At 38.0% G+C, this 16,074-nt stretch carries 15 protein-coding genes; 6 read left to right on the top strand and 9 right to left on the bottom strand.

The features are described 5' to 3' along the window. Positions 1-15: 15 nt before the first annotated feature. Together P8610_RS17575 and P8610_RS17570 are read right to left on the bottom strand one after the other, a co-directional pair. Complete coding sequence (locus P8610_RS17575) at positions 16-801, bottom strand: transporter substrate-binding domain-containing protein (RefSeq protein ID WP_394605608.1); 786 nt, start codon at positions 799-801, stop codon at positions 16-18. A gap of 215 nt (positions 802-1,016) precedes the next feature. Next, positions 1,017-2,846: a PAS domain S-box protein gene (locus P8610_RS17570; RefSeq protein ID WP_394605607.1), complete on the bottom strand. Its 1,830-nt coding sequence runs from the start codon at positions 2,844-2,846 to the stop codon at positions 1,017-1,019. Positions 2,847-3,281: 435 nt separating this feature from the next. Between P8610_RS17570 and P8610_RS17565 the strand changes: the two genes are divergently transcribed. Further along, the gene (locus tag P8610_RS17565; RefSeq protein WP_394605606.1) at positions 3,282-3,632 is read left to right on the top strand and encodes a hypothetical protein; all 351 of its coding nucleotides are present in this window, start codon (positions 3,282-3,284) and stop codon (positions 3,630-3,632) included. 100 nt (positions 3,633-3,732) lie between these two features. Here the strand turns inward: P8610_RS17565 and P8610_RS17560 are convergent, their stop codons facing one another. After that, positions 3,733-3,993, bottom strand: coding sequence for a protein mistic (locus tag P8610_RS17560; RefSeq protein ID WP_289494694.1), 261 nt, complete (start codon positions 3,991-3,993; stop codon positions 3,733-3,735). A 171-nt stretch (positions 3,994-4,164) separates the two neighbouring features. On the opposite strand from P8610_RS17560, the gene P8610_RS17555 reads away from it, so the two are divergent. The 3 genes from P8610_RS17555 to P8610_RS17545 all read left to right on the top strand — a co-directional run bounded on the left by P8610_RS17555 (position 4,165) and on the right by P8610_RS17545 (position 7,089). Continuing rightward, positions 4,165-4,596, top strand: coding sequence for a hypothetical protein (locus P8610_RS17555; protein WP_394605605.1), 432 nt, complete (start codon positions 4,165-4,167; stop codon positions 4,594-4,596). Further along, positions 4,596-6,209 carry an anti-sigma-I factor RsgI family protein gene (locus P8610_RS17550; protein WP_394605604.1) on the top strand — a complete coding sequence of 538 codons (1,614 nt, stop codon included), beginning with the start codon at positions 4,596-4,598 and terminating at the stop codon, positions 6,207-6,209. Before P8610_RS17555 ends, P8610_RS17550 begins: the two co-directional genes overlap by 1 nt. A 112-nt stretch (positions 6,210-6,321) precedes the next feature. After that, positions 6,322-7,089: an ion channel gene (locus P8610_RS17545; protein WP_394605603.1), complete on the top strand. Its 768-nt coding sequence runs from the start codon at positions 6,322-6,324 to the stop codon at positions 7,087-7,089. Between the two features lie 32 nt (positions 7,090-7,121). Here the strand turns inward: P8610_RS17545 and P8610_RS17540 are convergent, their stop codons facing one another. Together P8610_RS17540 and P8610_RS17535 are read right to left on the bottom strand one after the other, a co-directional pair. Further along, positions 7,122-7,526 (bottom strand): YugN-like family protein, encoded by a 405-nt coding sequence (locus P8610_RS17540; RefSeq protein WP_289494690.1) that lies wholly within the window; start codon positions 7,524-7,526, stop codon positions 7,122-7,124. Between the two features lie 413 nt (positions 7,527-7,939). Then, positions 7,940-9,289 carry a glucose-6-phosphate isomerase gene (locus tag P8610_RS17535; RefSeq protein WP_394605602.1) on the bottom strand — a complete coding sequence of 450 codons (1,350 nt, stop codon included), beginning with the start codon at positions 9,287-9,289 and terminating at the stop codon, positions 7,940-7,942. A 488-nt stretch (positions 9,290-9,777) separates the two neighbouring features. Between P8610_RS17535 and P8610_RS17530 the strand changes: the two genes are divergently transcribed. Next, entirely contained in the window at positions 9,778-10,026 is a 249-nt protein-coding gene (locus tag P8610_RS17530; protein WP_394605601.1) for a hypothetical protein, read from the top strand. On the opposite strand, the gene P8610_RS17525 is transcribed toward P8610_RS17530, so the two are convergent. Then, entirely contained in the window at positions 9,974-11,137 is a 1,164-nt protein-coding gene (locus tag P8610_RS17525) for an iron-containing alcohol dehydrogenase (RefSeq protein WP_394605600.1), read from the bottom strand. The two genes, P8610_RS17530 and P8610_RS17525, sit on opposite strands and share 53 nt — an antisense overlap. 198 nt (positions 11,138-11,335) lie before the next feature. On the opposite strand from P8610_RS17525, the gene P8610_RS17520 reads away from it, so the two are divergent. Continuing rightward, a complete protein-coding gene (locus P8610_RS17520) occupies positions 11,336-11,572 on the top strand; it encodes a DUF378 domain-containing protein (RefSeq protein WP_289494687.1) in 237 nt (78 codons plus the stop codon). 45 nt (positions 11,573-11,617) lie between these two features. Here P8610_RS17520 and yugI read toward each other — a convergent pair whose 3' ends face one another. The 3 genes from yugI to P8610_RS17505 all read right to left on the bottom strand — a co-directional run bounded on the left by yugI (position 11,618) and on the right by P8610_RS17505 (position 15,646). Next, on the bottom strand, positions 11,618-12,037 hold the full coding sequence (yugI, locus tag P8610_RS17515) for a S1 domain-containing post-transcriptional regulator GSP13 (RefSeq protein ID WP_289494686.1): 420 nt from the start codon (positions 12,035-12,037) through the stop codon (positions 11,618-11,620). 80 nt (positions 12,038-12,117) lie between these two features. Then, positions 12,118-14,034: an asparagine synthase (glutamine-hydrolyzing) gene (asnB, locus tag P8610_RS17510; protein WP_394605599.1), complete on the bottom strand. Its 1,917-nt coding sequence runs from the start codon at positions 14,032-14,034 to the stop codon at positions 12,118-12,120. Positions 14,035-14,263: 229 nt separating this feature from the next. Continuing rightward, the gene (locus tag P8610_RS17505; protein WP_394605598.1) at positions 14,264-15,646 is read right to left on the bottom strand and encodes a class II fumarate hydratase; all 1,383 of its coding nucleotides are present in this window, start codon (positions 15,644-15,646) and stop codon (positions 14,264-14,266) included. Between the last annotated feature and the right edge of the window lie 428 nt (positions 15,647-16,074).

The following is a 16,074-nucleotide window of genomic DNA, read 5'->3' as shown; positions in this document are numbered from 1 at the left end:
GGACGGCTCACACCATTATTCAGGCTTTTTCGTGATATCAGCACCGATGTATTCTTTACTAAGTTTTTCGAGTTCACCACTATCTTTCATTTTCTTCAAAGCTTCGTTGATCGCTTTTAGCAATTCTTTATCTTCTTTTTTAACAGCGATCGCCTGTTCACTCGTACCTAGCTGCTCTTGTTCAACAATCTTAAAACCTTTTTCAATCGCTTGTTTTCCTGTGATTGCATCAGTAATAACTGCGTCATGTTTTCCTTCACTTAACGCGCGCAATGCTGTAGCATCACTGTCATAATTTTTAATTTGGTCTGTAAAATCTTGTGCAGATTTTTCATAGGTAGAGCCTTTTGAAACAGCAACTTCTTTCCCTTTTAGATCTTCTTTCGTTTTAATATCACTATCTGGTCTTGTAAAAATAACTGGACCTGAGTAATAATATGGCTCGCTAAAATTCACTGCTTGCTTTCGGTCTTCAGTGATTGTATGGCTTGCCACTGCTGCGTCAAAACGATCTGCCTTTATTGCCGAAACAGCGCCATGAAATTTAAATTTCTCTGGAACGGCTTTTAAACCAAGTTCATCTGCTATGGCTTTTCCTACGGCCACATCAAAGCCTGTTAAATCCCCATTGCTATCAACTGAACTAAACGGAGGGAATTCTCCGGAGACAATAAAATTAAATTCTCCATCATTTTTTAACTCAATACCTCCATCACTTGACTCACCGCTGCCACATGCAGCTAGTACAAACATAGAAAACACAACTGCTAAAATACTAATTCTCTTTTTGAAATCTTTCATTCTTATCCTCCTTGAATATCCCTTTTTGTAAGAACCCCTACTAAACAAGGGTAGCACGAATTTCTAACATTCTCAATTTTATGTAGATTCTAACCAGTCTTAAAGCTCAGACTTTTCATGCTTCTCTCTACATTTACCCTTATTAAAAAAATCATAAACACTTATTTAGCAAGCAAAAAAACGCCCTTCAGTCAGACTGAAGAGCGTTTAACCACTTAGGGTAAAAGTTTAGTAGGCAGAAGAATCGTAACGGTCGTTCCAATATCTAATATACTTTCAAAGGTGATGTTGCCATGGTGATTTTCAATGATCTTCAACGAGACCATTAATCCCAAACCTATACCTTTTTCTTTGTTTGAATAAAATGGTTCTCCAAGTCTTGCAAGCCGCTCCTCGCTAATACCCACACCTTGGTCTGTAACTTTTATAAAAACATATCCTTCATCATATGAACCTGTTTCTACAAAGATCGTCCCGCCGCTATGCATGGATTCAATCGCATTTTTGATGACATTAATAATGACTTGTTTGATCTGGTTTCCTTCACAAAGTATTTGTGGAACATTCATGAAGTGTGTTTCAAATTGAACATTGTTGAGGTTTGCTTCTGAATCAAGCAGTGTAATACTTTGTTTTATAAAATCATTAACGTTTCTTTGCTGAAAGAACGTTTCTTGGTGTGGTTTAGCCAAGACTAAAAATTCAGTGATGATCGATTCAATTCTATCCATCTCTGATAAAATAATTTCACTATGCAAATCGTCCATATCAGGTTTCATCAATTGGACAAATCCCTTAATACTTGTAAGCGGATTGCGGATCTCATGCGCAATTCCTGCAGCAAGTTCACCCACTACCGTCAATTTATCCGACTTTCTGAGGAGTTCTTCCTTTTCCTTGAGTTCTGTAATATCCTCGGAGATTCCTGCTATTCGATAAACCTCATTTTGATCATTGGTTATCGGAAACGCTCTCGTTCTAATCCAGCGGACTTTTTTACTCTTGCTTTGTATACGATATTCAATCTGAGATTCACTTTGTGCAATGATATGAATAAAGCCTTCAACTGCCTCTTTATCTTCAGGATGAACATCTGTAAACACAGATTCAAACGCTGCAGATTCTGTATCCCATATTTGTTCATACGCTTTAGAGATGTATAGAAGCTCTCGTGTTCCGTAATCTTGCATCCAGAACACGTCTTTCGCGTTTTCAGCAAACTGACGAAATCTTTCTTCGCTCTCCCGAAGTCCGAGTTCCATTCTCTTGCTTTCTGTTATATCTCTTGAAACACCTACAATTCCCTCAACTTGACCTAGATCATTTTTAATCGGAGAGAGAATCGCTTGGTAATAGAGGCGTTCACCATCTCGTACATTGCTCCATTCATAAATCTGGGATTTTCCTTGTAAAACAAGATGACAGGCTTGTTCTTGACCTTCTGCAATAGCATCTCCAAATACTTCTCTAATCGTCTTGCCTAAAAAATAGGACGGCTTTACGCCATGTTTCTTCATCCATCTTCCATAAATTCCTGTATGTACAAAGTTATGATCTAATGTAAAAACTGTGTCTTCCAAAGAATCAACTAGTGAGTAAAACCGTTCCTGGCTGCGGTTTAATTCTTTTTCTGTTACCTTTAACTTATGATTGTCTATTATGGTGAGGACAAGGTTTTCGAGTCTATTGTAAGCATCCAAAATAGGGGCTATCGTTACCGATAACCACTTAACCTTACCCGAATTTTGGCATACTATCTTGAGATCCATCTGATGAGTTTTTTTCTTTTGCCTTGCAAATTCTAAATAGATTTCTTTAAATAATGATTCTTTACATTTATGTTGATCCATAACATCAAATGGAAGATTATTAAGAAACATACCCTCTACTTCCTCTGCGGACAGCTCTAACATACTGTACGCCTTTGCATTGGCGTAAAGAATTTTGCTGGATTGTTCTAGTACGATAATTCCGCTATCCACGGCTTCATAAAAGGTATGCATCAGTTGTTTTTTATTCTGTAATTCAAACGAAGTTTCTCGCATAGGCTACATCCTTGTGGATTATTTTTAATATATTTTTACAAGAATTGTCTTTTCTCTATTTTTCTATTAAATACAATAAATTACAAGAGTTAATTTTATAAGAGGTTTATAAAGCAGATTCAGCAGCACTGTTGCTTGAAAATTTTCAATGGCATGTCCCTCTATAATTCACACAGATTTTTATGCTGTGTACTTTTATACTTCAATTCATAATGCATGCTATGTAAACCAAGAGGATTAATTTTATATTTTTTGAGGTAAAAAGATTTATAATCCATCTAGAACCATTTTTTGTTCCATGTTCCAGGGAACTACCGAATATCCCTGCTGCCTCATGATAGTACATTTATTCCAAATGAATAAATACACAATTTAAATCTCATAAAATATGAAATTATAGAATAGGGTAAAAAATAACGATTTGGAGGTCTCAATATGATCCTTTTTTCTATCTTCTGCTTAATTGCTTTCTATCTTTTAACGGTACATGATTCAAAGAAAGTGAAACAAGTGATCTGGCCAGTCTATGGAATCATAGCATTGGTGTGTATAATCAGTTTATTTACTTTAAATCCTGATACTGCCACTTATATCTTTTGGGTAAGAATATTCTTCATGCTGTTAGTGGTGCCAGTATTAATTCTTGTCATCCGCAAAATCTGGCAGATCAGTTCAGAAACTTCAAATTGGGTTCAATACACAGTAGCCATTCCAGTATCATTACTTTTTGTCTTAACGCTCTGGTTGTGCTGGAACATCTTCCCCATCGTGTTGTATATCTTTTAAAGAATAAATTCGTATACAAAAAAAAGCGTCTTAGGATTATCTCTAAGGCGCTTTTCTTGTTCAATACGTCGAGAGTCCTCTCCGAGTGGACATAGAAGAACTATTTGTCTTTTTGTGGGGTCTGTCCCCCCTGCATGAGCGAGAGCACTTCTTTTACAATGGTGTTGATCTTTTGGTTAATAAATTCATCTCCAAAGCTTTCTTTTGCTTGTCTGATCGCCGAAATTACATCTTCGTCATATTGAATTAACTCTTCATCATCTTCTGCTTCATTATACAAGTCGATCATGCTGTCTAATCCTTCTTGCATCCGATCTATAGCTTCACTGTATTTTTCCCGATCCTCTTTATTGTATTTCAACTTTATCACCCATTCACAGCTTTTCCATCTATTTGAACTATCAAACTTCGTAAACATTTACACACGTGACTTTTATCTCTATTTTTTCAAGTAAAAGTATACTATAATAATTTGGTTATTATTATCTTGAAATATATTATTTTACATATGTAATGGAAGGAGGGGGAACAATTGATTCGCCGGTGGTTTAGTAGAAAGAATAAACCCTTGCAGCCTGCTTTAGAATCGCGGTCTTCAAGTTCATCTGTAAGTCTATGTACAAACAGCGTAAGAGAACCAGATCCTGTAAAGGAAATCTCACATTTTAAAATGCGGTTAAAGGAATTTGGAATTGATTTTAGCCACTTGGTCTCCAGCACTCCTAAAGAGCTTGTAAATAGACAGCAAGCCATTGAAGTTGCTGAGGAAATTGCAGCAGATCCTGAAATGCGCAACTACTTTTTAACATGGAAACGATTGCCCCTTCTTCACAGCGAGAGTACTCAGCACCAGAAACTCACCATGAAGAGGCAGCGAGAATACATAACCGCACTTACACTCATCTTTATTGAAAATTATCATGTGTTATTGCAATATGTGCCGGGCACAGGAGGAAAACACTAATGAACAAAGCGATTATTGTAGAAGTGAGCAAGCGTCACCTCATCGTTCTGGCTGAAGGCGGCGAATTTAAGAAAGTTAGAAATACAGGTGCATCCTATTCAGTAGGTCAGGAAGTCATGCTGCCTGTTACAGAAGAGAAAAGTCGTTCGATTTTTTCTGGTTTGATTAACTGGAAAACAGGTACCGCGGTTGCCTTAGCTATTTTTCTGCTGTTCTTCCAAATTCTTTCGCCAGTCTCAGGACCGGGAGTTTATGCATATGTTGGAATGGATATGGATCCTAGTTTGGAATTGAAAATTGACGAGGACATGAAAGTACTTGATATCTTTGCCTATAATCAGCAAGGTAAAATGGTGCTCGAACGAATGAATGATTGGAAGAATAGAGATATCGAATATGTAACAGACCTCATATTTGATAAGTGCAAAGAACTTGGTTATTTACAAACAAAAGAAGAAGTTTTGATTACCACAACTCTGTCTGAAGAGATTCCTGCTGATAAAGAAATAGAAATGAAGCAGCGAGTAAACGAAGTCATAACAAAGACCGCTAAAAAGAAGTCCGTTGAAATGACAACCATTGTTATGAGTTCCAAAGAACGTGAAAAATCCAAAAAGATGAAAATGTCACCTGGGCATTATGCCATCTATACCGCTGCTAAGAAATCAGGCATTAAGATAACAAAAAGTGAAATTTCGGGTCAAACGATTGAAAAGATTTCTGAAAAAGTCGGTCCAATTAAAGAGCTTTTAAAAGAGGAGATTCAGCCTGTAGCTGACTCAGCTAAAAAACAAGAAGACCTTGTATATGAGCCGCCTCTTCCAATTCTAGATCAAAAAGAAAAAGAGCAAAAAGTAAAAAAAGAAAAGCCTGCTTTACCCATTCAAGAAAAGATAGAAGAAACTCATAAAAAGAAAACTATTGAATCACCAACGACTCACATTGTCATTCCTGCTGCTCCACAAAAGGAAGAAAAAAAGGCAGCTGAACCTGTTAAAAGAGAACAAGGGCACGAAAAGCCTAGTCCTCCTCCTACAGCAGCTGTAAGTGGTCATGAAAAAGATGTACCAAATCCACCTGTAAAAGATATTCCTGCGGCTATTGCACCGCCTAAAGATAAAAAATTGAAGGAAGAGAAACCAAAGCAGGAAAAACCGAAAGAAGACAAACCTAAGGAAGAAAAATCGAAAGAGGATAAGCCAAAAGAAGATAAGCCAAAAGAAGAAAAACCAAAAGTAGATCTGCCGAAAGAAGAAAAAATAATAGTAGATCCACCGAAAGAAAACGAAACTCCTCCTAATCCTGTATCTGAACCTGTTCAAACCAATCCACAACCAATAGAACAGTGGATATATATTGAGATTGTTGTTAATGGGAACGTCATAACCGTAAAAATTAAGACAGATTCAAACGTATCAACGGAAGAGTTAAGAAAACAAGCTTTAGCCCTTATAAATCATAATTCTTTAATACAGCAACAATGTTCCAAAACTGCTTCATCTTTTCAGCAAAAAGTTGAAAAAGAAGAAATTGCAAGTGTAACAGAACAGCTAGACGCTGCAGATTCGGAAGACCCAGCCCCAACAAATCTACATACTCTGCAAGCTTCATGATAGAAAAACCTCTGGTAAATTGTTAAATGAACCAGAGGTTTTGTTTTTTTCACTTTCGTATAAATCCGTATCCTCTTTGGCAATAGTGTTAATAGGAGGAGAGTGTGTTTATATGCGTGCCATGTATTATGCATATTTGAGATTGCCTATGCTGGTTAGGCTTGGTATCATTCTGTTTATTATTTTATTCTCTAGCGCTGTTTTAGCTCACCTCTTTGAAAAAGACACGTTTCCAACCATTTTTGAAGGTTTTTACTGGGCTGTTATTACAGCTGGAACGGTAGGTTATGGTGATTACGCACCACATACAAATGAGATAAGGCTGCTTGCTATATTTCTTGTCTTTTTAGGAGGATCATTTTTAGCCTTTTTAACTGTACACTTTGCCAGCGCTGTTGTTAAAAATGAAAATCGATTTCTTGAGGGGAAAAATATGTATAAAAACAAAGACCATTTTATAATCGTTGGGTGGAATGAACGTTCAAGACATACGATTCAAGCGATCAAAGACAAAGTAAAAACCAATCATATCGTTTTAATTGATGAGTCTCTAGAAGCAAACCCTTTATACTTGGAAGGCGTTCATTTTATTCATGGCAAATCAAGTGAAGATTTCACGTGGATCAAAGCTCATATACAAAAGGCACATACGGTTCTCATTACAGCAGATGCCAACTTAAAGGAAGTTGAAGCCGATCGAAACACGATTCTTTCTGTTCTGACAGCTCGCGGATTAAGTGCAACAGTAGCTATTCATGCAGAAATACTAACAACTGAGCAAGCAACAAATGCGAAACGTGCGGGTGCCAATCATATTATTCAAACATCAAATCTTGCTTCACATGAGATGGTGTTAAGTCTTGAAAGAGAGCTCATATAAAAACAGATAGGACAAGGCGCCTATCTGTTTTATTAATTCAATAGAGCTGTTTCTATTTTTTGCACCAAGTCTTTACCAATACCAATCCATTTCTTATCGATGGTCGCATCTGGATCTTGCGGCTCTGAAAACTGATTAAAACTACCCGATATGTTACCAGTTTCAGCGTTATCATCTAATCCAACCTGGTATTTATGAGCCAATAGAAAAGGTTCCCCTAATTGAATGACTGTATCCTTTTTGTCCAATTCCCCATCTACCGCTTTAAAAGGAATTCTTAAAAACGTGTATCCAACTTCATCATCGAGTTTATAATCAAAATATCCATGATCATAATCCCAGTTTCCTCCGTATGAAAAGCCCATTCCTTTCATTACTTCCTCTGCTTCGTTTAAAGCACATAATTCATTCTCAAGTCTGCTTTTTATAGGTTTCATAATGGTCCCTCCTACATATTCTACTGTTTAGCGTATCCAAATCTTGTATAGATTATTTGAACGTTTCTATATGGAAGGGGTTGATTTCCGTTCCAGGTGCTCGCTTTCCGCGGGGCAGGCGGTGAGCCACATTCGTACGTTTCACTCTAAAGTGTCTCACCTGCCCGCATCAAGGAAGTAATCTTGCTCCTGCGTCTACATGTTCATGCTACCGTAGTATGCTTCCTCGTCGCATGCCTTGCGAGAAGATTTTCATATGGTAGGCACGCACCTTACACTCCACTCAACTGTCACAGAAGTAAATTAAAAATGAGGTTTGAAAGCAACAATCTTATAAAAAAGAACTTTCAAAAAATGAAAAAAAGGCATAGAAAAAACCTGACTCTAAAGAATAAAGAGTCAGGTTTTTAAACTTATAGGCGTTTTTCTAGTTCTTCTTTTTCTTTTTCAAACCCAGGCTTACCAAGAAGAGCAAACATGTTTTTCTTGTATGCTTCTACACCTGGTTGATCGAATGGGTTAACTCCTAACAAGTATCCACTCACCGCACATGCTTTTTCAAAGAAATAAACCATATACCCGAAGTGATACGGCGTCATCTCAGGGAGACTTACGATTAAGTTTGGCACTCCGCCATCAGTGTGTGCAAGCAATGTTCCTTGGAACGCTTTTTTGTTTACAAAGTCCATCGTTTGCCCAGCAAGGAAATTAAGCTTATCTAGGTTTTGATCATCTTCTTCGATCTTGATTTCCTCACGTGCTTGATCTACATATAGAACCGTTTCAAAAAGATCCCGGCGTCCCTCTTGTACATATTGCCCCATTGAATGAAGATCGGTAGTGAAGTCTACAGACGCAGGATAAATTCCCTTGTAGTCTTTCCCTTCACTCTCACCGTATAGCTGTTTCCACCATTCAGACACATAGTGCAGTCCTGGCTCGTAGTTAACCATTAGTTCGATCGTCTTCCCTTTGTTATAAAGCGCATTTCGAACAGCAGCATACTGATATGCTTGGTTTTCTGCAAGCTTAGGGTTATTGAAGTCTGCTGCAGCTTCTTTAGCCCCATTCATCATCTCTTCAATATTAACTCCGCTTACTGCAATCGGCAGAAGGCCTACAGCCGTAAGAACGGAGTAGCGTCCACCCACATCATCAGGAATAATGAATGACTCATAGCCCTCTTCGTTCGCTAATGTTTTAAGTGCTCCTTGAGCTTTGTCTGTAGTCGCATAGATGCGCTTACGAGCTTCTTCTTTTCCATACTTTTCTTCTAGGAACTTTCTAAAGATACGGAACGCAATAGCAGGTTCAGTTGTTGTACCTGACTTAGAGATCACATTAACGGATACATCTTTGTCTTTTAGTACATCAAAAAGCTCTTTAACATAAGTGGATGAGATGTTTTGGCCTGCAAAGAACACTTGTGGCGTCTTGCGGTCTTCTTTTGATAAAAGGTTATAAAAAGAATGGTTTAGCATCTCAATAGCTGCGCGTGCTCCTAAATAGGAGCCACCAATTCCGACAACGATCAAAACATCAGAGTCATCTTTAATCTTTTCAGCACTTTTTACGATGCGGCTAAACTCTTCACGGTCGTAATTCTCAGGAAGGTCAACCCACCCCAAAAAGTCATTACCTGCACCTGTTTTTTCATGGATAGCGTTATGAGCAGCTTCTACAGCACCTGTAAGATAATCTACTTCATGCTGACCAATAAAAGACAGTGCCTTGCTATAATCAAAACTTAGCTTTTTTGTCATATGTAAGCCTCCTAAAACAATCATTATTCTTTCACTTTATACAAGTACAACATTCAAATCAAGAAACCATGTAAATGTAATCGGTTTCTTGACAAAAGACGAAATATTCAAAAAGCAGCCATATAAAAAGAAGGACTAATCCCCTCTTATTATATGGCTTACTCTTCTAAACCCTTGCGTCATTGAATTTACTCTGTTCCTTCAATGAAAAGTTATAAGCAAGCAACTTGGAACAATCAACCACTTCAGAGATAAACAAAATTATTACGAAAAAGGCTTTTATAAAGCTCTTTCCTTATTGATCGTTGCTTTCAATTTCTGTCTTCTATGAATGTTGATTGGAGTGTAAGATGCGAGACTCCTCGAAAATTGAACTTCAAATTTTCTTCGTGCGATGTGTCGCTGCCGAAGCCTTCCTTGTCCTGCGGGACAGGCGGGCAGTCCGAAAAGTGGAAGTGGCTCGTTCAGTCCCGACAAGCAAAAGGTGAATGGGCAAGGAAGGCGCACTTTGCCTTTTTGACCGTTTAACTTTTGACCTCGAGGGGCTAGCCACTGCAACTAGACAGGTGAGACACTTAAAAGTAAAACGTTCGAATGTGGCTCACCGCCTGCCCCGCGGAAAGCGAGCATCTGAAACGGAAATCAAACACTTCCAAAAGCAACAAAGATTTACAAAAAGGCTTTTTATAATGACATTCTTAAGATGTTTAATACATCTTCTTTATTCTGGCTGTTGAAATTACCGAACTCTCCTCTAGCTATTGCTTTATCTGCAATGAGGTCAAGCTTGGAGTCATCTATATCATAATCTTTCAATGCATTTGGTGCCCCTAATGAAGTCCAGAAAGCCGATAAGCGGTCAATTCCTTCAAGAGCAACTTCTTTATCCGATTTGCCCTCAGGATCAACATCAAAAACGCGAACAGCAAGCTGTTTGAATCGTGATACATCAGTATCCACGTTGTGTCTCATCCAATTCGGGAAAAGAATTGCTAATCCGCCTGCATGCGGAATATCGTAAACAGCTGAAACAGCATGTTCAATGTTATGACTGCCCCAATCACCGCGCAGACCCATTTGAAGTGTACCATTTAACGCCATAGTTCCACTGTATAAAATGGTCTCACGTAACTCATAGTTTTCAAGATCTTCCAAAAGCTTAGGTGCAGCTTCCATCACGGTTAAAAGAATCGATTCAGCAAAACGATCTTGCAATGGTGTATTTTTAGCGTTATGGAAGTATTGTTCAAAAACGTGAGACATCATGTCTACAATTCCATAAATCGTTTGATCTTTCGGTACTGAGAATGTGTTCTTCGGATCTAATATTGAGAACTTAGGAAATACGAGAGGGCTGCCCCATCCATACTTTTCCTGGGTCTCCCAATTTGTAATAACCGATCCTGAGTTCATTTCAGATCCTGTTGCAGCTAAAGTTAGAACAGTTCCAAATGGAAGAGCTTCCTGAGGTTGAGCTTTTAGCGTAATAAGATCCCAAACATCGCCATCGTATTTCGCTCCTGCTGCAATTGCTTTTGTACAGTCGATAACACTGCCTCCACCAACGGCTAACAATACGTCAATTCCTTTTTCTTTACAGATTTCTACACCTTTACGGACTGTAGAAACTCTAGGATTCGGTTCAACTCCTGAGAGCTCACTTACATCTGCATCCATTTTTTCTAATTCATTCATCACTTCATCGTACAAACCATTACGCTTGATGCTACCTCCACCATAAACAACAAGTACTTTCTTGCCATACTTCCCTAATTCATCTTGTAAAGTTTGAATTTGATTTTTTCCAAATACCAATCGAGTTGGATTGTAATATATATATTCGTTCATCATAATCTCTCCTTCTTGCATGGTTTAACACGTATTATGTGGGACAGGAAAGGCAATGTAAAGCAATAAGCTTACCGAATACTAGGATGTGTTTTTCAGCTTTGTTTCATGCCATGAATTTAGGGAATGTATAAATAAAGTAAAATATTGACACCCTAAAAGTGCGTTCTATTCATATTATTGATTGGAGGATGTAACATGAGTGGATTACAACGCTTTGCCTTAGCATTAGTGATTATCGGAGCGATTAACTGGGGTCTTATCGGATTTTTTCAGTTTGATTTAGTTGCTGCTATTTTTGGCGGCCAAGACGCAGCTCTTGCCCGTATCGTTTATGGTCTTGTAGGGCTTTCCGGTTTGTATTGTTTAACATTGTTATTTAAACCTTCTGAAGAACTTAGCCGTGAAGGTCATACCGAACATAACCGCGTTTAATAATGGATACAAAAAAAAACCTCTCAAATGAGAGGTTTTTTTACATTATTTTTTAAGGCGCTTGTTAAGTTGAGCCTGACGGTCTGTAGACTCTTTCAACCAATCTTTAAGTTTCGCTTCAAGAGTGTTGAAACCTTTGTTAGCGTCTTGATTGTTTGTGCTGCTCTTTTTGTTGTTGTTATTAAATCCACCTGGGCGGCGTTCTTTTTTAGGTGCAGGAGCTGGAGCTTCCTGTGTTTGTCGGATGGACAGTGAAATCTTCTTGCTGTCTTCGTCAACAGAAAGAATTTTTACTGACACAACGTCCCCAACACTTAGTGCATCGTTAATGTCTTTAACGAAACCATGAGAAACTTCAGAAATGTGTACAAGACCTTGTACATTATCATTTAATGCAACGAACGCACCAAAAGGCTTAATGCCTGTAACTTTACCTTCAACAATGCTACCTACTTCAAAATTCATGAAAACACTCCTAACTATTTTTTAACCTGTTAAGTATAACATAAGTAAATCATACAAGCAAAACTAATAAAAGGAGGGTTTTATTGGTTAGTAACCGTCATTTCATGAGCTTGATTAGGTTTGATTAAAAGGTCATCGCCAAAACTATACGTTTTCTCAATATTAATCTGATGCCATAACATGAACATAAGCACAGTCCAGATCTTTCTGCTGTAATCTCCTCGGCCAGAACGGTGTCCTTCTAAAAGATCTAAAACAATACCCTTATTTAGATATTGGTCTGTAGCGCTTGTATGAATCAACTGCTTAGCCCAATCATACATCTCGTTTTTAAGCCAATGACGGATGGGTACAGGGAATCCTAATTTCCGGCGATGCAGTACAGAATCAGGTACAATACCTTTCATCGATTCTCTCAATGCATATTTGGTAGTGCCGTTTGTAACGGTAAGATTTGGATGCAATTGTGAAGCCACAGAGAACACTTCTTTATCAAGAAATGGTACACGAAGTTCTAATGAATGTGCCATCGTCATCTTATCTGCTTTCACAAGGATATCGCCTCTCATCCATGTATGCAGGTCGATATATTGCATTTTGTGGACATCATGAAATTGCCTTGCTTGCTCGTATAGTGGTTTTGTGACATTTTTATAGTTATAAGCAGAACGATACTGCTTTAATAGCCTGCTCTTCTCTGTTTCTGAAAACATTTTAGCATTTCCGATATAACGTTCTTCAATGGTCATGCTTCCACGTTCCATAAAGCTCTTCCCTTTAACTCCTTCAGGAAGCATACCAGCAATCGCAGCCAATCCTTTTGAAATCCCTTTTGGCAACGAAGAAAGATGTCTTAATGAATGGGGCTCATGGTATATATTGTAGCCTCCAAAAAGCTCATCTGCTCCTTCACCAGATAGAACGACAGTAACATGTTTTGCGGCTTCTCGCGCAACAAAATATAGCGGTACAGCAGCAGGATCTGCTACAGGGTCATCCATATGCCAGATGATTTTTGGGAGTTCTCTCATAAATTCTTCTGGCTTAACAAGATAATGGATATTCTCAACGTTCAATGCAGCAGCAGTCTGAACTGCGACATCGATTTCACTAAAACCTTCTCTTTCAAATCCTACTGTAAACGTTTTTAAAGAAGGATGAAGTTCACTGGCTAGTGCTACGATCGTGCTTGAATCAATACCACCAGAAAGAAAAGCACCTACAGGTACGTCAGAACGCATATGAACTCTTACAGAATCACGCATTACTGAGCGTATCATATCTTTTGCTTCTTCAAGCGGCATGTTTCTTGGTGTGAAATTGGGTCTCCAAAAAGGTTTGATCGCTAATGGTCTTCCCGCTTTTTTCACAAAATAATGTCCTGGCTCTAGCTTTTTAATGTTCTTTGTTATCGTCATCGGCTCAGGTACAAACTGATAGGTTAAATAATGGTGAAGTGCTTCTGCATCAACTTCTTGTTTTTCTTTTACTAGGGTAATACTCTTCTTTTCAGATGCACAGAATAAACCATCTTCATCTTCTAGGTAGAAGAAAGGTTTGATACCGAATGGATCTCTAGCTCCAAAGAGTTCTTTTGTTTCTTTGTCCCAAATCAAAAATCCAAACATACCTCGGAGTTCAGTGAAAGCATTTTCTCTTCTTTCGCTGAAAAGTGCCAAAATAACCTCAGTATCTGAATGGGTTTTGAATTCGAATCCTTTTTCCTCAAGTTCTTTTCTTATTTCAACATAATTATATATTTCACCGTTAAAAATAATCCAATAACGATCATCCTCATAGGATAATGGCTGTTTGCCGCTTTCTATATCTATGATGCTGAGTCGGCGAAAACCAAAGCGAACATACTGATCAACAAAATGACCACTGTCATCAGGACCACGATGAGTAATTATATTCGTCATATTTATTAATTGTTCTGTTTCTTTCTGTTCTACCGTCTCAGGTGTATTTAGCATATACCCAATAAAACCGCACATTTTCAAGTTCCTCCCCAAAACAGTTCAAATGTCCACTTTTCATTTATTAAACCAAGTTATTTAATTGGTTTTCCAGAATATTAATTAAATCCCTTTATATGTGAATGAACTTCTTTATTATACATCCGTAATCCCCAATCTTCACTACATTTTTGTTAATAAAATGAAAAACAAGAAATCTGTACTATATTTGTCGAGAAAAGCAAAATAAAAGTTACACTCCTTGACTCTAAATCATGGAATTCGGATCTAAAATACGTTCTGCTTCTTCGATTGTAAAAATCTTTTTCTCGGTTACTATTTCTTTTAATGTTTTGCCGGTTTCAAAGCTTTCTTTTGCTAAAGCTGCCGCTTTTTCATATCCGATATGAGGATTGAGGGCTGTCACAAGAGATAGGCTTTGATCAAGCCAATTTTTTATATTTTCTTGATTGGCTGTAATGTCTTTTAGGCATCTTTCTGTGAAAATGGTTATTCCATTACTTAAAATCGTAATGGATTGAAGTACATTTAAGCCGATAACTGGCATCATAGGATTTATTTCAAGCTGGCTGCCGATTGCAGCTGTAGTTACACAACTATCGTTACCGACTACTTGCGAACAGATCATGTACAAATTTTCTAAGATAACAGGATTGATCTTACCAGGCATAATCGACGAACCTGGCTGGACAGCAGGCAATGTGATTTCAGCGAGACCTGTACGTGGCCCACTGCTTAAGAGTCTGAGATCACTGGAAATTTTTATTAAATGGATTGCCAATTCTTTTAAATGTCCGCTTACAGAAATAGCTGCATTCGTATTCTGCATAAAGGCGTATGTGTTTTCGCTCTTCGAAAACGGCAGACCCGTACGTTTAGCAATCTCTTGAATAGCAAGCGCTGCATAATCGGGGTGTGCGTTGATGCCTGTCCCTACAGCGTTTCCTCCAAGACCTAACAAGTACAAAGATTTCTCCGTATGTTCCATTGCACGTTTTACTGATTCGAGCGTGCCTCTATAGCCTTTAAACTCACTGCCTAACCGAATAGGTACAGCATCCTGTAAATGCGTTCTTCCTGCCTTAATGATGTTGTGAAATTCTTGTTCTTTTTCTTCTAAAACATGGAGCAACCGGTTTAGTGCTGGATATAGAGTTTCTTGAAGTTCAGCTGCAACAGATAGTTGAATGGCAGTCGGAATCGTATCGTTGGTAGATTGGGACATGTTCACATCATCATTGGGGTGAATAAGCGAATAGTCTCCTTTTACCCCTCCGAGTATTTCTGCAGCTCGCGATGCTAATACTTCATTCATGTTCATATTTTGAGATGTTCCTGCTCCTGCTTGATAAGCGTCTACAACAAAGTGCTCATTCCATTTTCCATTTACGACTTCTTCAGCTGCTGAAATAATGGCCTCTGCTTTTTTATGATCCAATCCGTTGCATTCTTTATTGGCATATGCTGCACTTGCTTTAATAATTGCCTGTGCTTTTATAAAAGAAAAAGGCAATTGAATTCCGCTGATCGGAAAATTTTCAACCGCTCTTTGTGTTTGAGCTCCATAATAAGCTTCTTCTGGTACACGAACTTCGCCTAGAGTGTCTTTTGCAATTCGAAATTTTCCCACTTAAGTTCCCTCCTTTAAAATCCCTATAAACTTTGTATCCCCTTCTCAAAATAGATGTAATCCTTTTCCAATAAAAACCGTTTATTTTATGTAAAATTATACTGCTTACTGAAATTGATTTGAGTTAATCCCCTTTTTAGACAGGTCATTGATGATCTGTCTTTTTTCCCCAAAAAAACCGCCTATTGAATTAGACGGTTTTTGTTCTGTGCAATGAAACGACCACAGCAGGCTCTTTTTTTATAAACTTATGTTCTGTTTTGTACCCTGCTTTCTTCTGTTTCAGAAAGGTCTTTTCAGATATTGGACGGGGCCTTGACCAGGAAAGGGAGTCAAGATTTTTCCAATTATCGTGTGTAATGATTTCACTTTTGTAATAATAACAGTTGCCGCTGACGTATTCTTCGCAAATATAGCGGACTGTTTGC

The sequence above is a fragment of the Fictibacillus sp. UD genome (assembly GCF_043558025.1).
Classification (GTDB): Bacteria; Bacillota; Bacilli; order Bacillales; family Fictibacillaceae; genus Fictibacillus.
Note: the sequence above shows the minus strand (reverse complement) of the source record. Positions and strands in the feature narration are given on the sequence as shown.